18 protein-coding genes are annotated in these 19,585 nt (G+C 57.7%); 12 read left to right on the top strand and 6 right to left on the bottom strand.

All coding sequences use genetic code 11. The features are described 5' to 3' along the window. The first annotated feature begins 428 nt into the window (after positions 1 to 428). From ACXAE6_RS05415 to ACXAE6_RS05405, 3 genes are all read left to right on the top strand, one after another. Entirely contained in the window at positions 429 to 728 is a 300-nt protein-coding gene (locus ACXAE6_RS05415) for a WxL domain-containing protein (RefSeq protein ID WP_475145466.1), read from the top strand. Beyond that, positions 722 to 2,353, top strand: coding sequence for an FG-GAP repeat protein (locus ACXAE6_RS05410; RefSeq protein WP_475145465.1), 1,632 nt, complete (start codon positions 722 to 724; stop codon positions 2,351 to 2,353). Before ACXAE6_RS05415 ends, ACXAE6_RS05410 begins: the two co-directional genes overlap by 7 nt. 429 nt (positions 2,354 to 2,782) lie before the next feature. Then, a complete protein-coding gene (locus ACXAE6_RS05405) occupies positions 2,783 to 4,513 on the top strand; it encodes a hypothetical protein (protein ID WP_475145463.1) in 1,731 nt (576 codons plus the stop codon). A 229-nt stretch (positions 4,514 to 4,742) separates the two neighbouring features. Here ACXAE6_RS05405 and ACXAE6_RS05400 read toward each other — a convergent pair whose 3' ends face one another. After that, positions 4,743 to 5,651, bottom strand: a complete 909-nt coding sequence (locus ACXAE6_RS05400; protein WP_475145461.1) for a LysR family transcriptional regulator — start codon at positions 5,649 to 5,651, stop codon at positions 4,743 to 4,745. Between the two features lie 102 nt (positions 5,652 to 5,753). On the opposite strand from ACXAE6_RS05400, the gene ACXAE6_RS05395 reads away from it, so the two are divergent. Further along, positions 5,754 to 6,491: an SDR family oxidoreductase gene (locus tag ACXAE6_RS05395; protein ID WP_475145458.1), complete on the top strand. Its 738-nt coding sequence runs from the start codon at positions 5,754 to 5,756 to the stop codon at positions 6,489 to 6,491. A gap of 25 nt (positions 6,492 to 6,516) precedes the next feature. Here ACXAE6_RS05395 and ACXAE6_RS05390 read toward each other — a convergent pair whose 3' ends face one another. Together ACXAE6_RS05390 and ACXAE6_RS05385 are read right to left on the bottom strand one after the other, a co-directional pair. Continuing rightward, positions 6,517 to 6,834 (bottom strand): MazG nucleotide pyrophosphohydrolase domain-containing protein, encoded by a 318-nt coding sequence (locus tag ACXAE6_RS05390; RefSeq protein ID WP_475145456.1) that lies wholly within the window; start codon positions 6,832 to 6,834, stop codon positions 6,517 to 6,519. 35 nt (positions 6,835 to 6,869) lie between these two features. After that, on the bottom strand, positions 6,870 to 8,171 hold the full coding sequence (locus ACXAE6_RS05385) for a nitrate- and nitrite sensing domain-containing protein (protein WP_475145451.1): 1,302 nt from the start codon (positions 8,169 to 8,171) through the stop codon (positions 6,870 to 6,872). Positions 8,172 to 8,589: 418 nt separating this feature from the next. On the opposite strand from ACXAE6_RS05385, the gene ACXAE6_RS05380 reads away from it, so the two are divergent. The 3 genes from ACXAE6_RS05380 (at position 8,590) to ACXAE6_RS05370 (ending at position 11,895) form a co-directional block, all read left to right on the top strand. Then, complete coding sequence (locus tag ACXAE6_RS05380; RefSeq protein WP_475145449.1) at positions 8,590 to 9,441, top strand: formate/nitrite transporter family protein; 852 nt, start codon at positions 8,590 to 8,592, stop codon at positions 9,439 to 9,441. A gap of 64 nt (positions 9,442 to 9,505) precedes the next feature. After that, positions 9,506 to 11,236 (top strand): bifunctional protein-serine/threonine kinase/phosphatase, encoded by a 1,731-nt coding sequence (locus tag ACXAE6_RS05375; protein WP_475145447.1) that lies wholly within the window; start codon positions 9,506 to 9,508, stop codon positions 11,234 to 11,236. 71 nt (positions 11,237 to 11,307) lie between these two features. Continuing rightward, the gene (locus tag ACXAE6_RS05370; RefSeq protein ID WP_475145445.1) at positions 11,308 to 11,895 is read left to right on the top strand and encodes a LysE family translocator; all 588 of its coding nucleotides are present in this window, start codon (positions 11,308 to 11,310) and stop codon (positions 11,893 to 11,895) included. Here ACXAE6_RS05370 and ACXAE6_RS05365 read toward each other — a convergent pair. Next, a complete protein-coding gene (locus ACXAE6_RS05365; protein ID WP_475145441.1) occupies positions 11,884 to 12,714 on the bottom strand; it encodes an AraC family ligand binding domain-containing protein in 831 nt (276 codons plus the stop codon). The genes ACXAE6_RS05370 and ACXAE6_RS05365 overlap by 12 nt on opposite strands. Before the next feature lie 240 nt (positions 12,715 to 12,954). Between ACXAE6_RS05365 and ACXAE6_RS05360 the strand changes: the two genes are divergently transcribed. Together ACXAE6_RS05360 and ACXAE6_RS05355 are read left to right on the top strand one after the other, a co-directional pair. Next, entirely contained in the window at positions 12,955 to 13,569 is a 615-nt protein-coding gene (locus ACXAE6_RS05360) for a TetR/AcrR family transcriptional regulator (protein ID WP_475145439.1), read from the top strand. Continuing rightward, entirely contained in the window at positions 13,569 to 14,546 is a 978-nt protein-coding gene (locus ACXAE6_RS05355) for a zinc-binding dehydrogenase (RefSeq protein ID WP_475145437.1), read from the top strand. Before ACXAE6_RS05360 ends, ACXAE6_RS05355 begins: the two co-directional genes overlap by 1 nt. Here the strand turns inward: ACXAE6_RS05355 and ACXAE6_RS05350 are convergent, their stop codons facing one another. Then, a complete protein-coding gene (locus ACXAE6_RS05350) occupies positions 14,547 to 15,179 on the bottom strand; it encodes a LysE family translocator (RefSeq protein WP_475145435.1) in 633 nt (210 codons plus the stop codon). Positions 15,180 to 15,311: 132 nt separating this feature from the next. On the opposite strand from ACXAE6_RS05350, the gene ACXAE6_RS05345 reads away from it, so the two are divergent. Continuing rightward, positions 15,312 to 16,160 (top strand): SDR family oxidoreductase, encoded by an 849-nt coding sequence (locus ACXAE6_RS05345; protein ID WP_475145433.1) that lies wholly within the window; start codon positions 15,312 to 15,314, stop codon positions 16,158 to 16,160. Here the strand turns inward: ACXAE6_RS05345 and ACXAE6_RS05340 are convergent. Continuing rightward, positions 16,132 to 16,833 (bottom strand): GntR family transcriptional regulator, encoded by a 702-nt coding sequence (locus ACXAE6_RS05340; protein ID WP_475145430.1) that lies wholly within the window; start codon positions 16,831 to 16,833, stop codon positions 16,132 to 16,134. The two genes, ACXAE6_RS05345 and ACXAE6_RS05340, sit on opposite strands and share 29 nt — an antisense overlap. Positions 16,834 to 17,115: 282 nt before the next feature. Between ACXAE6_RS05340 and ACXAE6_RS05335 the strand changes: the two genes are divergently transcribed. Then, on the top strand, positions 17,116 to 18,135 hold the full coding sequence (locus ACXAE6_RS05335; RefSeq protein WP_475145425.1) for an ABC transporter ATP-binding protein: 1,020 nt from the start codon (positions 17,116 to 17,118) through the stop codon (positions 18,133 to 18,135). A gap of 26 nt (positions 18,136 to 18,161) precedes the next feature. Then, positions 18,162 to 19,511, top strand: a complete 1,350-nt coding sequence (locus ACXAE6_RS05330; protein ID WP_475145421.1) for an ABC transporter substrate-binding protein — start codon at positions 18,162 to 18,164, stop codon at positions 19,509 to 19,511. The last annotated feature ends 74 nt before the right edge of the window (positions 19,512 to 19,585 follow it).

Raw genomic sequence — 19,585 nt, 5'->3', positions numbered from 1 at the left:
GGCGGAGCCTCGGAACAACTCCCGTGAGGGCTCTGCGCGAGCTAAAACGTTCTGCCACAAGTGATGCGGCACCCCGACGCACTTCGCAGCGCAATGGCCATAGCCCTTGTCAAGAAGTGCTCCTTAGCTCTCCATGCAATGGTTTTCCCGGCCCCGGCCGGGTTTTTTTTGCGCGTCTTGCCGGTTCGGAAGTGGAGTCTACAAAAATCGCATGACACTGATTGATAACCCGCGCCGGTCGACGTCAGCTTCACTCGCTCACCAAAACCAACTATTTGCGATTTTTCAAACGATTTAGCCGATTTTCCTGAAAAATAACACGTTTATTCAAACCCTAAATACAACGACCGTGCTTTATAACAGAGCCTCTGAATAACCCACTGGCCACTCTCTGGCCGGGCCCTTTCAACCCTGCACGGAGGCACGTTATGAAGCACCTCACCCCACCCAAAATAATCAGCGCCCTGCTGTTCGCCATCGTGCTGAGTGGCTGCAACTCTGACTCGACTGGTCCCACTGGTCCCACTGGTCCCACAGATCCCACAGATCCCACAGATCCCACAGATCCCACAGATCCGCCTGCGGCCGCTGAACTCAGTCTTAAGTTGGACGGCATAAAGACCTTTCACTTCAGTTGGCCGGTTGTTGAAGGTGCCACGCACTACCGCACTACCAGCTCAGCGAAGACCCGGATGGCACAGCCGGCACCAAAGGTTATACGATGTTGACCGAGCTTCCCGCCGACACCCACGAGTACCGCCTGAAAGTCCCGCTCTATGCCCGCGCTCATGCGCAATATCTGCTGAGCAGTTGTAACGCCAATGGCTGCACCGACGGCCAGGCTGTGATGATTGATGGCAATCCCGAGCTTAACCATCTGGTTAAGAGCATCGGCTACCTGAAGGCGAGTAATACGGGGAAGTCTGACCAATTTGGCACCTCCGTCAGCCTGAACCAGGACGGCACGGTGCTGGCGGTTGGAGCGCCCTATGAAGATGGCGATGACGGTACGAAGTCTAACTCCGGCGCTGTCTATCTGCTCAGCCAGGATGCGCAAGGAAACTGGAAAGGGCCGAAACTTATTAAGGCCGACGATGCGGCGAAAGATGACAAATTCGGCGCCTCCGTCAGCCTGAACGATGCGGGCGATGTGTTGGCGGTTGGAGCGTATAAAAAAAATAACAATAACGGTGCCGTCTATCTTTTCAGCCCGAACAGCGAGGGGGTTTGGAAGGAACAAACCGTTGTCACGGTCGATGACGATTATGGCCGATTCGGCAGCTCCGTCAGCCTGAATAAAGACGGCACGGTGCTGGCGGTGGGAGCTGACGGTCAATCTGGAAGTGCCACTGGTACTGGCTACGCCTTCATTTTCGTACCCGATGACGAGACCTCTGACCCCACGGACTGGAAGCAACAGGCTCGCCTCTCCGCGAGCAATGCTGAATTTAGTGATCTATTCGGCTATTCCGTGAGTCTGAACGATGCCGGTACCTTGGTGGCGGTGGGTGCGCCGTATGAAGACAGCTTGGCTACAGGCGTATTGGGCGGTAACAATTTTCAGCCAAAAGCGGATGGCGATGTTAACAATAATAACGGTGCGACTAATACAGGCGCGGTCTATCTGTTTGGCAAGGACGAAGCCGACACGAATAACCCGATCACCTGGACACAGCAGGCCTACATCAAGGCCAGCAATACCGGCGAGGGCGACGAGTTTGGCCATTCCGTCAGCCTGAATGGGGACGGTACGGTGTTGGCGGTGGGCGCATACCTTGAAGACAGCTCGGTTGAAGAAATATTGGTCGGTAGCGATCAGCCAACAGCGGAAAGCGATGATAGCAATAATAATGACAAGGCGACTGCTTCCGGTGCGGTCTATCTATTCGGCCCGCAAGGTGATACCTGGGAACAGCAGGCTTATATCAAGGCGAGCAATACCGGCGAGCGGGACAAATTCGGCACCTCCGTCAGCCTCAGCGCCGATGGCCAGCGGCTGGCCGTCGGAGCGGGTTGGGAACGCAGCACCGCCACCGGCCTGAATGGCAACGACAAGGAAAATGCGTTCCCGAGAGGCGCTGTCTATAGCTACGTCGTCAAGCCAGACGGAACCTGGCAGTTTGAAAGCTATCTTAAGGCGTCCAATACTGAAGACGCTGACGGAGATGACGATGATAGCTTCGGCATTGCCCTGTCCCTCAGTGGTGATGGCCAAACCCTGGCGGTGGGCGCGATTGGTGAAGACAGCAAAGGCCAAGGCGTGGGTGGCTTGGACGGCGACGATCTGCCCGAGGACTTTGACCCACTGGTCGATAACTCTATGGGTGAGTCCGGCGCGGTCTACCTCTACTGAGTTGCGTGGTTAACCGCAGCAAACCTATCCCTGCAAAATCAACCCGGCCCTGCCTCGCAGCGCCGGGTTTTTTTACAGCGGCGCTGGCGGCCTGGTCGTAAAGCGTTGAGAGTGTGCGCAGTTTCTTGGCCAGATCGCCGAGTTCTGCGGCGTCGATGCCCAGGTTTTCGAGCCAGTCGTTGCGGATATCGCGGAGCACCATTTTTAAGCCAGCCTGGGCGGATAACGCGGCCGCCTAATCGGCGTTTGCGTCATGATTCAACCAAAACCAACTATTTGCGTTTTTTCAAACGATTTAGCCGATTTTCCTGAAAAATAACACGTTTATTCAAACCCTAAATACAACGACCGTGCTGTATAACAGAGCCTCTGAATACCCCTCTGGCCACTCTCTGGCCGGGCCCTTTCAACCCTGCACGGAGGCACGTTATGAAGCATCTCACCCCACCCAAAATAGTCAGCGCCCTGCTGTTCGTTTTCGTGCTGAGTGGCTGCGATTCCGACTCTACTAAACCCACTGGGCCTGCCGCCGCTGAACTCAGTCTTAGGTTGGACGACATCAAAACCTTTCACTTCAGTTGGCCGGCGGTTGCAGGCGCCACCCACTACCAACTCCGTGAAGACCCAGATGGCAAAGCCGGCACCCAAGGTTGGACGATGTTGGTTGAACTTCCCGCCGACACCCACGAGTACCGCCTGAAAGTCCCGCTCTATGCGCGCGCCCATGCGCAGTATTTGCTGAGCAGTTGCAATGCCAATGGCTGCACCGTTGGCCAGGCTGTGATGATCGATGGCAATCCCGAGCTTAACCATCTGGTTAAGAGCATCGGCTACCTGAAGGCGAGTAATACGGGGAAGTCTGACCAATTTGGCACCTCCGTCAGCCTGAACCAGGACGGCACGGTGCTGGCGGTTGGGGCGCCCTATGAAGATGGCGATGACGAGACGAAGTCTAACTCCGGCGCTGTCTATCTGTTCAGCCAGGACGCGCAAGGAAACTGGCAAGGGCCGAAACTTATTAAGGCCGACGATGCGGCGAAAGATGACAAATTCGGCATCTCCGTCAGCCTGAACGATACGGGCGATGTGTTGGCGGTCGGGGCGTATGGAAAAAACAGTAATAACGGTGCCGTTTATCTTTTCAGCCCGAACAGCGAGGGGGTTTGGGAGGAACAAACCGTCGTCACGGGCGATGGCAATGATTATCTCAGCTTCGGCTATTCCGTCAGCCTGAATAATGACGGCACGGTGCTGGCCGTGGGAGCATACGGTGTAGGTGTATCTGGAAGTGCCACTGAACTTGGCTACGCCTTCATTTTCGTGCCTGATGACGAAACCCCTCTATTAACCGACTGGACGCAGCAGGCCCGCCTCTTCGCGAGCAATGCTGAACCTAGTGATCTGTTTGGTGGCTCCGTGAGTCTGGACGATGCCGGTACCTTGGTGGCGGTGGGTGCGTGGGGGATAGGCTTGGTCTATCTGTTTGGCGCAGACGACAAAGGCGCTTGGACACAGCAGGCCCTCATCAAGGCGAGCAATAGCCTCTGGGGCGAAGAATTCGGCATTTCCGTCAGCCTAAACGGGGACGGTACGGTGTTGGCGGTGGGCGCAGATGGTGAAAGCAACTCGGTTCCAGGAGTCCATCACCTCGCACCGACAACCGACGATGGCCAAGTACTTTTTTCAGGTGCGGTCTATACGTTCAGCAAGGATGGCAATAACAGCTGGGAACCGCAGGCTTATATTAAGGCCAACCATCCCCACACGAATAACTACTTCGGCTACTCCGTCAGCCTCAGCGCCGATGGCCAGCGGTTGGTCGTGGGGGCGATTGGGGAGAAGAGCAACGCCACCGGCCTGAGTGGCAACGGCGAGGATGATACGGCATACGTTAGCGGTGCCGCCTATAGCTATGTCGTCCAGCCAGACGGAAGCTGGCAGTTTGAAAGCTATCTTAAGGCGTCCAATACCGGAAAGTTTGATCTTTTCGGCAAGGCCCTATCCCTCAGTGGTGACGGCCAAACCCTGGCGGTGGGCGCGAAAGATGAAGGCAGCAAAGGCCAAGGCGTGGGTGGCTTGGACGGCGACGACTTGCCTGAGGGCTTTGACCCTCTGGCCGACGACACTATGCCTAACTCCGGTGCGGTCTACCTCTACTGAGCTGCGTGGTTAACCCCAGCTAAACCTATCCCTGCAAAACCCACCCGGCCCTGCCTCGCAGTGCCGGGTTTTTGGTTTATGCGGATGAGCGGCTGTGATCTGGAGTCAGACGTTCGAGTGTTTGTTCCAGTCGCGGTCAGGCCAGTGTTTGATCACCTTATTTCGATAATGCTTCCGTCCCAACACCGCTTCGCCGGCGGATTCTCTGCGCATCCGTGTTGCCCGCTGTTTAAGCCAGCCGTCCAAATTGCCGGGCGTATAACGCGGCCGCCCAATCAATAAACACCCGCACCCGGGGCGGCAGATGCCGTTGTGACGGATACAGCACCGAGATCGGAATGCCGGGGCTGGGATAGTCGGCCAGGACTTCCACCAGTTCGCCGCTGTCGAGGTGTTTTTGTGTGTCCAGTCGCGGCACCTGGATCAGGCCGCAGCCGCTGAGCGCGGCCGCCAAATAGGCGCGGGCGTCGTTGACGGTGATCCAGGCGGGCAGATCGTAGGTTTTGACCTCACCATTCACGGTGCATTCGAACGGATAGGTTGAATCGTAACCGCGCGAGAAAAAGCCCACCGCCTGGTGATGTTGCAGCTCATCCGGATGCTTGGGCGTGCCATGGCGCTGCAAATACAGCGGGCTGGCGCACATGCTTTCGGGGATAAGCGCCAGCCGTTTGATCACCAAGGACGAATCACGCGGCTGGCCGGAACGGATCACGCAGTCGATGCCTTCGGCGACCAGATCGACCAGGCGGTCACCACAACTGAGTTGCAGTTCTATGTCCGGGTAACGGCGATGAAAGTCGTCGATATTGGGCAATACAATATTGGCCGCGTGCGTACCGTGCAGATCAATACGCAACAGTCCGCTGGGGTTGGTTCGGGTTTGGTTCAGTGCGGCTTCGGCTTCTTCCAGTTCCGCCAATATGCCCAGGCAGCGTTGATAAAACTGCTCGCCATCGGGCGTGGCTTTGACCTGACGGGTGGTGCGTTCCAGCAGCCGGGCACCGAGCCGGGCTTCCAGATCTTTGATCGCCTGGGTGGCGGTGGCGCGCGGTATACTCAGTGCTTCGGCGGCCTGGGTGAAACTGCCCAGTTCGACGATGCGGCAGAACAGTTGAAAGGCGTCGAGTCGATCCATTGTTTATAATTTCTGAATAGTTAAACCAGAATATCGGTAATTATCCAAGCATCGTCAATAACGATACTGGCAACCGTCATTCACCCACCGACGGAGATTCTTATGACAACCTCTTCTCAAGTCGCCATCGTTACCGGTGGTTCTCGTGGTATCGGCAAGGCGGTAGCGCTGCGGCTGGCACGCGATGGTTTTAGTGTGATCGTTAACTACGCTGGCAACCAGGCGGCTGCCGATGAAACGGTGGCCGACATCGAAACCGCCGGCGGCATTGCCGTGGCGGTGCAGGCGGACGTTAGCGACGAAGCGGCGGTGCAATCGCTTTATGCTCAGACCGTCGATGCCTTTGGTCGGGTCGATGTGGTGGTCAATATGGCCGGCATTCTGGGTATGCACGCCATCGAACCGGCCAGTTTTGCCGACTATCGCAAACATATTGCCACCAACCTCGACGGCACTTTTTTGATGATGGCCTACGGCAAGGAACACCTGCCCGAAGGGGGTCGTTTTATCGCGGTGTCATCGTCGGTGCTGGCGTTGAACTACCCGAATTACGGGCCTTACATTGCCTCTAAAGCGGGCGTTGAAGGCCTGGTGAAGGTGTTCGCCAACGAACTGCGCGGCCGCAACATTACCGTGAACGCGGTGGCACCGGGCGCAGTGGCGACCGAGCTGTTCTTTAAAGGCAAGAGCGATGAACTGGTGGAACGGCTGAGCAAGTTGCCGCCGCTGGAACGTCTGGGCGAGCCGGACGATATTTCCGGGGTGGTGTCGTTTCTGGCCGGGCCGGATGGCCGTTGGATTAATGGTCAGGTGGTGCGCGCCAACGGTGGCGTGGCCTGAGCCGATGAAAAACGCGCCCTGGGTTTCAGGCCCAGCGGCGCGCTTTGTTTTTGGTTTCCTTGGCGCGAAAGGCGTCTTCCAGATTCACCTCATAACGATTGGCGATGGAGCACAGATAAATCAGCACATCGGCCAACTCGTCGGCGATATATCCGCTCGTGGCGTTTACATCCATAGGCATGCCTTCGGCCTGGCGTACGGCTTTAAAGAGTTCGCCCACTTCCTCGCCCAGCAATAAGCATTTATCGCGCGCGTTTTGTTGCGCGAAGCCGCGTTCGAATTCCAGTTCGTGCACGTATTGCTGCAAGGCGGCGAGGCTGGCTTGGGGTTTTAGGTCGGGCATTTTTGAATCCTGAAGTAAGCCGTGGGCGGATGAGGTTATTGTGCCGCACCGCCGGCGTTTTCTGCAGCTTCGATCAGCAATTCACAGACTTCCGCCACGCGCATGTGTGAATCCATGGCGCGTTTTTGGATGCGGTGGTAGGCGTCGTCTTCGCTCAGTTTTAAGTTCTTCATCAGCAGCGCCTTGGCGCGTTCGAGCAGCTTGCGTTCGTTCAGCGCTTCGCGGGTTTCACAGAGTTCATCACTGACCTGGCGCAGGTGCTCAGCCTGGGCTTTGAGTAAGTCGTAAAGTGTGCGGCCGATGGCCGGTTCCGAGCTGCTGGGGTTATAGCCGGCGAGCCCGGCCGGTACCAGCGGCGCGTCCAGATCGAGCAGCAATGACGGCGGTTCGGCGTAGCTTTCCTGGCTGTCGGACAGTACTGACAGCAGTTGGTATTCATGGTCGCGCAGTTGTTGTTTGGCGCGGCTTAACTGCGCCTGGCTGAGGCTGAGCAGATAGTTCGCCAGGTCGCGTTCCAGTTCGTGCATCAGGTCGATGCGTTGGGTGGCGAGGTCGTACCAGACTTCGCCGAGATCGGCCGGCACGCTGTCGTCGTCGCCCAGCGCATCGATGACATCGCGCAGTTTGTTGAAGTGAGCGACCACTTCGGCGTTCTCGATCGACTGCCACTGCCATTGTTGTTCGGCGGTGGCGAAGCTGTGGAATTGATCGAAGCAGCGTTGCTGAGCAAAGCGCAAGCCGGCGAGGCGTTCGCGGCTGTCGTCGTTGACTTCGCTGGTGGTAAAGCCAAAGGCCGCCCAGGCGCGTTCCTGACCGGCGTATTCCTTGCCCTGCATAAAGTTGAACAGCGCCAGCAGCGCGCGAGTGGTGCTGGGATCGCCGGCGCCGTCGGCGGCTTCGAAGACGATGCTGAGCAAACCGGCCATTAACCGACTGAACGCCTGAGTGCTGAGCCGGGCGTCGATTTGTTGCTGGTTGATGCGTTGGCGCAGGGTGTCGACTTCATCGAGCGCCTGCATCACCAGGGCAGTGCGCGTCAGCACGCGGGTGGACGGCGAGTGACGACGCGATTCCAGATAACGATGCTGCAGCAAGCTGCGCAGTTCGGTTTCCTGTTGGCGGCTGCGCTCGATCTGTTCGTCGCGTTGAGTCGCCAGCCGTTCCCCGTGGCTGCCCAGATAGACATTCGACAAGCCCCGTTCGCGCTGTAGCTGGTGGATTAATTCACTGACCCCGGTGACCACTTCACAGGTATCGGCGAGCTCTGCCAGGCTGGTCGTTTCGGACTGCTTGGCGGCCAGCAAAAATTGTTCGGTGGCGCGGGGTCTGGGGCTCATGGGGCTGCAATCTCAGCGGTCATGGGATTGCTAAGGCAAGGATTGCTCCATAACGCCAATTCGTGGCGGCAGCCTCACTCTGACCCGTTTTTATGACTGTTAAAGAGGCACGGCGGTGCAATTTTGCACCAAGACGGAACACTCTGATCTTTGGAGAAATTGCGGATTCAGTGGCAAAAATTCGTCTAACTCTTTGATTTAGCGCGCAAATAAATATCCGGCACAGAAAGTGGCCTCGTCTTTGCTCCGGCGAACTCAGTTAGGGTGAAAACCCGCTGACAATTTGTGCACTCGGACTATGGCGTCCACCTCGACTGAGCCTTTTGGGTTCAGTCGGGTGGGCGCTTTTTTTGTGCGCAAAAAAATCTTCTAGACGTTTTTACGCGCAATTTTTTCGCACAACGAGAGGGTAATTGAGATGTCTTACTTACTGCCGAATGAGTTCGTGACCAAGATGGTCGATGCGGGCGAGTCGAAAATTTATATGTCCACGCGCGATACCTTGATCCGCGCCTTTATGGCCGGTGCGATTTTGGCATTGGCCGCCGTGTTTGCGGTGTCGGTTGCCGTGGCAACGGGCAGTCCGTTGCTGGGGGCGGTGTTGTTCCCGGTCGGTTTTTGCATGTTGTATTTGATGGGCTTCGACCTGCTGACCGGCGTTTTTATGCTGACGCCGCTGGCGCTGCTCGATCGCCGCGCTGGCGTCACCGTGCCGCAGGTATTGCGCAACTGGGGGCTGGTGTTTGTCGGTAACTTTGCCGGCGCTTTGACCGTGGCCTTTATGATGTCGTTTATCTTCACCTACGGTTACAACACCGACGGTGGCGCCATTGCTGCCAAGGTGGCGAGCATCGGTGAAAGCCGCACCGTCGGTTACGCCGAGTTTGGCGCGGCCGGTTGGTTCACGATTTTTATTCGCGGCATGTTGTGTAACTGGATGGTGTCGCTGGGTGTGGTCGGTGCCATGGTGTCGACCAGTGTGTCCGGCAAGGTGATCGCCATGTGGATGCCGATCATGCTGTTCTTCTTTATGGGCTTCGAACACTCGGTGGTGAACATGTTCCTGTTCCCGTTCTCGCTGATCATGGGCGGTAACTTCTCCATCGCTGATTATTTCGTGTGGAACGAAATCCCGACGGCGCTGGGTAACCTGGTCGGTGGTTTGGCCTTTACCGGTCTGACCTTGTTCAGCACCCACTACAAGACTGCGCCCAAGCGTCAGTTGAGCGCACGCGAGCCGCTGAATACGGCCGACGCTAAAACCGCCTGAGCAACCTAACCTTTGCTGCCATCCAACCCGGCTTTGGCCGGGTTGTCTGCGTTGGGACCGATCGATGTTGAGTTTTACCGAAGCGGCGCTGAGCGAGGCTGGGCGTAAGAACGAGAATCAGGATTACTGCGCCAGTCATCGTACCCGTACTGGCGCCGTGTTCGCGCTGGCCGATGGCATCAGCAGCAGCGCGGTCAGTGCCGCGGCAGCGCAGCACGCAGTCAATGAGTTTATTGCTGCGCTGCGCCGCCAAGGTGATGCGATGACGGCGCGCAGTGCCGGTGTGCAATCCTTGCAGGCGATCAACCAACGCCTGCGTCAGGAAAGCCTGGCGCAGGGTCTCAGTGCTGATCCTGATAAAGGTTACGTCTGTGCCTTTACCGCCTTGGTGCTGAAAGGTCGGCAGGCGCATCTGTTTCATATCGGTGATACCCGGCTGTATCGCTGGCGCGAGCAACGGCTGGAGTGTCTGACTCAGGATCACCGCGCCTGGCTCGATGATGGCCACTCCTGCCTGGCGCGGGCTTTGGGTGCGCACGAGAGCCTGAGCGTCGATTACCAGGTTTTGGATTTGGCGGTCGGCGATCTGTTCGTACTCAGCAGCGATGGTGTGCACGACTTTCTCGACGAACGTGATTGGGCCAAAGCGCTGGCCGCTAGTGATAGTGATAGTGATGCCGAAACGCTTACCGACACTCTTATAGAAAGAACAGCCGAGCAGTTGCTGCAACTGGCGCTGGCGCGCGGCAGCGACGATAACCTCAGCCTGCAACTGGTGCGTTTGGACAGCCTCGACGACAGCGACGTCGATTGGATTGAAAGCGAACTGGCGCAAAGGCCACTGGCGCCGGACGACATCGATGCCGGTGACCGGCTCGACGGTTTAACCTTACTCAAGCTGATCCATACCAGCCCGCGCAGCCGAGTCTTCAAAGCCATTGATGAGGCGACTGGTACGGTGGTGTTACTCAAACTGCCGTCGCGCGAAGGCGGCGCAGACCGCGCTTATTTACGCCGCTTCTTGCTCGAAGAATGGATCGGCCGGCAACTCGATAGCCCGCACATCGTGCGCGTCGCCTTGCCGGATCGACCCCGGCGTTATCTGTACAGCTTGTTGCAATGGATTGAAGGCCAGACCCTGGCGGACTGGCAGCGCCAGAACCCTTCGCCCGCCTTTGAGGCGGTGCGCGCTATTCTCGATCAGGCCGGTAAAGCGCTGCAGGCGATGCATAGACGCGACCTTTTGCATCAGGACATCAAGCCCGACAATTTGATGATCGATAACGATGGCCAGGTGACCTTAATCGACTTCGGCTCCACTCGCAGCGCTGGCCTGGCGGAACTGAATCAAGACGACGAACCGGCGTTACTGGGCACGGCACTGTACACCGCGCCGGAGTATTTTCTCGGCGAATTCGGTGATGAACGCGCCGATCAATTCTCCCTCGCCGTGCTTGGTTACTGGTTACTCAGCGGCGCCCATCCGTACGGCACAGGCGTTGCCAAAGCGCGCAGTACCGGGGCGCAGAGCTGCTTGCGTTATCGGCCGCTGCGCCATTCACACAGCGAACTGCCGGCTTGGTTTGAGGCGACTTTGGCCAAGGCGCTGTCGGTTCAGCCGCAACAGCGTTACGCCGAATTGTCGGAGTTTCTCTACGATCTGCATCACCCCAACCCGGAACTGAAAACGCTGAGTTGGCAGCCCTTGCTGGAACGCCATCCGGTGCGTGTCTGGCAAGGCATTGCTGCGCTGCTGGCGTTGGCGCTGCTGGGCCAGTGGCTGCTTTATCACTGAGCAATTTTATTCAATACCCGCCGTCATTCAGTGAGCACACTGCTGCCTGTTGAATCAGGAGAGGTAGCAAGATGTTCGCGGTGTTGTGGCCGATGGCGGCCTTTGCGTTGGCGGCGTCGATTTCGCCGGGGCCGGTCAATCTGGTGGGGTTAAGCAGTGGCAGTCGTTATCGACTGAGTGTCGGCCTGGCGTTTGTCACCGGTGCGACGCTGGGGTTTATTGGGTTGTTTTTGGCGGTCGGTCTGGGGCTGCATTCGTTGCTCACTGAGTGGCCGCTGGCGTTCGTTGTGCTGCGTTGGGGCGGCATCGCTTTTTTGTTGTATCTGGCCTGGCAGTTGCTGCGCGATGACGGTCGCTTGGGCGATGCCGATTCAGGCAGCGCGCCGAGCTTTGCCACCGGCGCGCTGATGCAGTGGCTCAACCCCAAAGCTTGGCTGGCGTCGCTGGCGGGTATTGCCGCCTATACCGATGGCAGTTTGGTGCAACTGCTGTGGTTTGCTTCGGTGTATTTGCCAATTTGTTGGCTGTCGTTATCGGTTTGGGTGTTGGCCGGGGCGTTTTTGCGGCGGTGGTTGCAGCGTCCGGCCTTGCTGGTGGCGGTTAACCGTTCGCTGGCGGTGCTGCTGATCGCCAGCTGTTTATTTCTGCTAATCGACTGAGCGGCGGTATTGATCGGGCGTGGCGGCGACCAGTTTTTTGAAGGTGCGCTGAAAATGCGCCTGGTCGCTGAAGCCGGTATCGAGAGCGGCATCGGCAATCGGTTTACCCGCTTTTAATGCCTGCTGGCCCAACTGAATGCGTCGGTTCACCACATAGGCATGCGGCGTTAAACCAAAGTGTTGTTTAAAGGCGCGAATCAGATGGCCGGGGCTGTAGCCGCTCAGAGCGCACAGATCATCCAGTGACAGGTCATCGGCGGCGTGAAGGTGCAGATAATCGGCCAATTGGCGTAACTGTTCCGGCACCAGCTTGGGTTCTTGCACCGCTTGCTGCGCCAGGTGCTGCATCAGCTCGGTCAAAAACAGCACCGCCTGACTTTGCTTTTCCAACAGATCGCGCTGCGGGTCAACAAGACACTGCGCCAGCTCGCAGTAACCCTGGTACCAGTGCGGTTCGTTGAGCATGGGTGTGGCGATGTCCTGCCAGTTGGGCGTTGGCAGTAAACCGGCCTGATGGCGCAGCTCGGTGAGCCAGTCGGTATCGACGTAGAGCATCCAGTAAGCCCAAGGCTGGTTATCCACAGGGTTACAGGCGTGTACCCAGTTGGGATTCATCAGTACCAGGGTACCGCTTTGGATGGGGTAGCAGTCGTCGCGATATACAAAAGTGCTGTGGCCGCTGGTGATGGCACCGAGCGACCAGTGCTGATGGCTGTGCAGTGCGTAGCAAACCTGGCGGCCATCCTCGACCCAACGCAGCTCGAGGTGTGGCAGACGATCATCGCGCCAGAACTGAGGTTGGCTTGGCTGTTTTGGCATCGCTTAGCTCCGATTGATCAGGCCCTGAGTCAGGCCGCCAGCGAAGGCATGATAACCGCTAACGTCGTGCCACTCATCTTTAGTGCCGCGCTTCAGCACAGCGAAAACAACGGCGATTAAAAAAACATCTCCCCTCCCCTTGATTGACGATTTTGCAGACGCATTAAGGGCGTCATGGTTTACTAGACGATCGGTCTAAAAAGTTGCGAACAACGTCGCTAACGCTTGAGGAGAGCGGGCATGAGCAAATCCGAACAGACCCGGCAACGCATCCTGGAGCGCGGCCGCCAACTGGTCCTGGCGGGTGGTTATGTGGGGGTCGGGCTGCAACAGATTCTGCGAGCCAGTGAGGTGCCCAAGGGGTCTTTCTACTATTACTTTGACTCCAAAGAAGCCTTTGGCTGCGCCATGACGCAGGACTACGTCGACGACTATCTGGCCCGCCTGGATGACATCGTCGCGCAACCGACGTCTGCCGCTGAGCGCTTGATGAGTTATCTGCAACCGGCGCTGCAAGCGGGTGAGTCGATTGCTGACCGCTGCCTGATTGTGAAATTGGCTGCTGAAATCGCCGATTTATCGGAACCGATGCGGCGCATTCTCGACCAGGGTGTGGACGGCATTGTCGAACGCCTGGCTCGGTTGTTGGCGGCCGGTCAGCGCGACGGTTCTTTACGCAGCGAATCGCCGCAGCAAGACGCCGCCAATCTGTACAGCCAATGGCTGGGGGCGGCGGTGCTAACTAAGCTGGCGCGCCACAGTCGACCCTTAGAGTTGGCCTTAGTCGATACCCGGCAGCGTTTTTTGATCGATACCCAAGCCGATACGCAAACAGAGTTAACAGAGGTGCAATGATGAAAGCCGTTACTTACACAACCTTCGGAACCCCGGTAGATGTCGTCCGCGTCACCGACGAAGCCCAGCCAGAACCCGCTGCCGGCCAGGTGCGCGTGCGCATGAGCATGTCGCCAATTCACAACCACGATTTGTGGACCATTCGTGGCTCCTACGGTTACAAGCCTGAACTGCCCGCCACCGCCGGTTCAGAAGCGGCCGGTGTGGTCGAAGCTGTAGGCGCCGGCGTCGATGAAAAACTGATCGGTCAGCGCATTGCCGCTGCCGGTGTACCAGGCGCCTGGGCCGAAAGCTTTGTCGTGTCAGCCGCAGGCATTGTGCCGCTGCCCGAGGCGGTGTCCGATGAAGTCGGCTCGCAATTGCTGGCCATGCCGCTGTCGGCGCTGGCGTTGCTCGAACAATTGCCGCTCAAAGCAGGCGATTGGCTGGTGCAAACCGCCGCCAACGGCACCGTCGGCAAACTGATGGTTGGCATGGCGCGCGAACGCGGCATCAAGGTGCTGAACCTGGTGCGTCGCGCGCAAGCCAAGGCGGAAATGGAAGCCTTTGGTGTCGATGCGGTATTCAGCACCGAAGAAGAGGATTGGAAAAACCAGGCGCTGGCGGTTCTGGGTGAAAAAGGCGCGCGTGCGGCGATCGATTCGGTCGGTGGTCCCGTGGTTGCCGATGTCGCTGACCTGCTCGGCCTTGATGGCGTACTGAGCGTCTTCGGTACCGCTACGGGTGTACCGTTGTCGTTGAACGCCGGCAACATCATCAGCCGTCACATCACCGTTACCGGTTTCTGGGGCGCGCGGGTTATGGGCGAGATGAGCGGCGAAGAAAAAGGCCGTTTGATCGGTGAACTGTTGCAACTGGCGGCCGCTGGCAAACTGCATCTGCCGTCGGGTGGTGACTTCACTCTGGATCAGATCGGCGCGGCGATCGATGCCTCTTTGACCGCCGGCCGTCAGGGCAAGATTCTGCTTAAGCCCTGATCACGACTGAGCGCTGAACGCCAGCTTGATGCCGAAGTAGCCAAAGAGGCCACCTGCCAAGCGGTTCAGCCACAGTGTCAGCTGCGGGTTTTGTTTTACCCGGCGGCTGGCGTGTGCGCTCGACCAGGCCAGCAGATGACACCAGATCATGCCATTGAGGTTAAAAATCAGCCCGAGCACGATAAACGCCAAGGCTTTATCAGTGGATGCCGGGTCGATGAATTGCGGCACGAAGGCGAGGAAAAACAGCGCCACTTTTGGGTTCAGCACATTGGTCAGAAAACCCTGGCGAAAGATGCGGCTTAAGCGGGTTGGTTGCGCCGCCTCAACTGTTTTCGGTGCGTTGGAATGGCTGAAGATCATCGCAATGGCGATGCTGATCAGGTAAAGCGCCCCAACGATTTTCACCACCATAAAGGCGGTGGCCGAGGTCGCCAGGATGGCCGATAAACCCAGGGCCGCGGCAAAGATATGCACAAAGGTGCCACTGCCAATGCCGAGTGCAGCGGCCGAACCGGCTTTAAAGCCCTGGCCGGCGCTGCGGCTGATGATATACAGCGAATCGGGTCCGGGCAGGATGTTGAGCAGGATGCCAGACAGCATAAACAGCCACAGATCATTAATGCCGAGCATAGGGTTCTCCGTATTGAGCGATATCAACTCAGGCGGGCGGTGCACCCTTTATGATCGAGCTTGTCATCGGTTGCGGCAAGCGCTAAGCGGTGATCTGCGTTGACGCAGGCGTTTACAGCCATGGAGACAACAATGAAGACCGTCTTTATTGCCGGAGCCACCGGTTATCTGGGTCGTTATCTGGTCAGCCAGTTTGCGCAGGCCGGCTGGCAGGTTAGAGCGCTGGTGCGCGATGCCAACCGAGCCGCCGATCTGGGCGCGCATCAGTGGGTGGTGGCCGAAGCCACGCAGCCGGAAACCCTGGCGGGACATTTCGATGAGGTTGATCTGGTGGTGTCGAGCCTGGGCATTACCCGGCAAAAAGACGGTCTGGAATATTGGGATGTCGATTACCAGGCCAACCTGAATCTGCTCAACGCTGCCCTGGCTGCCGGGGTAAAACACTTCGCCTATGTGCATGTGATCGCCGCCCAGCAGATGTTGCAGGTGCCGATGGTCGCGGCCAAACAGGCCTTTGTGGATCAGTTGCAGGCGGCGGCCATCACCAGCACGGTGATCGCACCCTCGGGGTATTTTTCGGACATGGCCGATTTCCTCAAGATGGCGAAATCCGGTCGGGTCTGGTTGTTTGGTGATGGCGAACTGAAGTTAAACCCGATTCATGGCGACGACCTGGCTCAGGCCATTGTCGAGGCGTGCACCGCGCAGCGCGATTGGCTCGATATCGGCGGCCCTGAAGTGCTGACCCAGAATCAGTTGGCGCAATTGGCGTTCACCGCCATGCAGCGACCGGCGAAAGTCACCCACCTGCCCGACTGGATTCGTCGCCTGCTATTAAAGGTGCTGCCTTTGGCGCCGCGTTCGGTCAGTGGTCCGGCGCGCTTCTTCCTGACTGCCATGGCCGAGGACATGGTCGGCGAGCGCTATGGCCGTCACCGGCTGCTGGATCATTTCAAAGCTCAGTTGGATCGACAGGACTGAGAGCGGCGCGCAGATCAACGCTGCGCGTTTCCCAGAAATCCAGATTCAGATGCTGCTCTAAATCATTCAGATGATGGCGCATACATTGGATAGCCGGCTGGGGATCTCGGCTTTCGATGGCCGCGATGATGTCACCGTGTTCGTCACAGCCACACTGCGGATCGCTGTGGCGCTGGTACAGCGAGATGATTAACGAACTGCGCGTGATCAGATCTTTCAACACGTCTTCCAACACCGGGTTGCCTGCCAGTCGCGCCAGCAATAAATGAAATTGGCCCGACTCGCGAATGATCGCCTCGCGCTGGCCGTGCTCAATGGCGGCCTGTTCCTGGTCGCGCTGTTTGCGCAGTAATGCCAGGTTCAAAGCACCGCGCCGACTCACCAGAATTTCGATAATGCCGCGCTCAATTACCGAGCGCGCGGCGAACACCGCCCGCGCTTCTTCCACCGATGGCTGGGCGATGCTGGCGCCTTTATTGGGCTCAATGCTGACGATGCGTTTTAACGCCAGCCGTTGCAGCGCCACTCGCACGTGGTTGCGATTGGCGTTCAGGCTTTCTACCAATTGCGCTTCCACCAAACGCGTGCCTGGCGGCAAACGTTGCTCGGCCACGGCCCGGTCGATGGTGGCGACAATGCGATCAATTTCACTGGCTTTGTTGGCTGGTTTCATAGTCTCACCTGGAAAAAACCAAGAAGGCGCTTCAAAATTGTTAACAATTTTTTGAGCTTTTTTGGCACCGAAAGCGGGCAGCGCGCCCGAGTTTGGCTCAAAAAGGTCGCATCTCTGTGCGCCCGCTGTCGGCGCATCTACCTCGCTTTAGATGGCTATCTGGTCCGGTTTCAATCGAAAAACCCTTACAACTCAGACGCTTAGGTTAGTGCTTTGCGGCTGGCACTGCAGTTGCAATAAATCTGCCATCAATTGCTAACAATTTATCTGAGGCGCATTGAGATGGCAGGATCGGTCGAGCTGGTAAAACTGACCAAGGCGTATGACGGCCAGACCGCTGTCGACGGCATTAATTTGCGCATTCCTGATGGCAGTTATTGCTGTTTGCTCGGCCCCAGCGGCTGCGGCAAGAGCACGACTTTGCGCATGATTGCCGGCCACGAAGTGGTGAGCGACGGCGACATTCTGCTCAATAACCGCAACGTCACCGATCGTTCTCCGCGCCAGCGCGGCACCGCCATGATGTTCCAGAATTACGCACTGTTTCCGCATCTGTCGTGTCGCGACAACGTTGCCTATGGCTTGAAGATCGCCGGCCAATCAAAAAGTGAACGTCATCGTGCGGCCGACGAAATGCTCGAGCTGGTCAATATGAGTCAGCACGCCAATAAATTGCCGACGCAATTATCCGGTGGTCAGCAGCAACGCATTGCCTTGGCGCGGGCGCTGATCTGTCGCCCGGAAGTGGTGTTGCTCGATGAACCTTTGTCGGCGCTCGATCCGTTTTTGCGCATTCAGATGCGTAAGGAATTGAAGCAATTGCAACGCGACCTGGGGCTGACCTTTATTCACGTCACTCACTCCCAGGAAGAAGCCTTTGCCCTGGCTGATTTAGCCGTAGTGATGAACGATGGCGTGATCGAACAAAGCGGGCATCCGCGGCGCATTTTCGAAGCGCCGGCGTCGCCTTTTGTGGCGCACTTTATTGGCGGTCATAACGTCCTGACGCCTGGTGCTGAGCCACTGGCAGGAGAAAGCAACCGCTTCTCCATTCGCGCCGATCGAGTCGCTATTGCCGCGACCCAATCCGACCTACCCGAACCCAGCGCCCGTGTCGAAGCCACCATCGTCGATGTGGAATTCCAGGCGCAATTTTACTTCGTCGAAGCCCGCCTGGACGACGGCCAGGCGGTGATGTGCTACTTGCCCGAAGCGCAGTTGGATGCGGCGGTGGTAGCACCAGAACAACGCGTGGCTCTGTATTGGGACCGCGCGGCCGTCAATCGTTTCGAAGCTCCCTGAGAACTCTGACCCCGAGGATCCAACCGATGAACGATCAAGACCCAACCAAGCTCGACAGCACGCCTGACGACAGCGGCGTTAACCCGACTGAAAGTGAAAGCGCAACCAGCAAAGCCAGCAGCGGCCTGTCGCGTCGTTCGGTATTGAAAGGTGCTGCCGGTGCCGGCGTGGCTGCTATTACCGGCTTCCCGATGATCTGGGCGCAGAACATCCAGAACGTCACCTTGCGTCAGTTCGGTACCGGTGTATCGAACCTCAACGCCATCGCCGAAAAATGTAAGGAAGATTTGGGTTTCAATCTGCAACTGACCTCGCTCGATTCCGACAGCGTCACTCAGCGTGCGGTGACTCAGCCCAATTCTTACGACATCGCCGACATCGAATACTGGATCTGTAAGAAGGTTTATCCGTCCGGTGTGATGCAGCCGTTGGATGTCAGCCGACTGAGCAATTACGACAAGATTTCCCAGCTGTTTATCACCGGTCGTCTGACTGAAGATTCCGAGATTGCTCAAGGCACCGCGCCGCACACCGTCGGTTTCGTGCCGAGCCAGGATGCGACGACTTTTGCCGATGGTCCGACCAACTGGATGACGCTGATTCCAACGATTTATAACGCCGATACGCTGGGTATTCGGCCCGACCTGATCGACCGTCCGATCACTTCCTGGGCCGACATCATGGACCCGGCTTTCCGCGGCCAGACCTCGCTGATCAACGTGCCATCCATCGGCATTATGGATGCGGCGATGATCTGCGAAGCCATGGGTGAAATTACCTACGGCGACAAAGGCAACATGACTCGTGCCGAGATCGATCAGACCATCGAAATCTTAAAAGCCGCCAAACGCGACGGCCAGTTCCGCGCCTTCTGGAAGACCTTCGATGAGTCGGTGAACCTGATGGCTTCGGGCGAAGTGGTGATTCAGAGCATGTGGTCACCGGCTGTGGCCGCCGTGCGCAGCCAGGGCATCGCCTGTCGTTATCAGCCGCTGCAGGAAGGCTACCGCGCCTGGGGTGGTGGTTTGGGTATTGCTGGTCATCTGTCTGGCCTGGAACTGGATGCCGCCTACGAATACATCGACTGGTATCTGTCCGGCTGGGTTGGCGCTTACCTGAACCGTCAGGGTTACTACAGCGCGGCACCGGAAACCTCCAGGCAGTTCATGAGCGATGACGAGTGGGGTTACTGGATGGAAGGCCGCGAAGCCCAGGGCGATATCCTGAGCCCGAGCGGCGATGTCATGGAAACCGCCGGTGCCGTGCGTGACGGCGGCTCCTTTGAAGAGCGCATGGGCAGTGTCGCCTGCTGGAACTCGGTGATGGACGAGAACCAGTACATGGTGCGCAAGTGGAACGAATTTATCGTTTCCTAAGGCGCTGATGTCTGAGGCGCCGGTGTCTGGCTGGTCAGCATCGGCGGCCTCTTTTTTGAATGATCTTTGCTCGG

Source organism: Saccharospirillum sp. ABV4_185, assembly GCF_056159245.1.
This window is presented reverse-complemented; position numbering and strand designations above follow the sequence as displayed.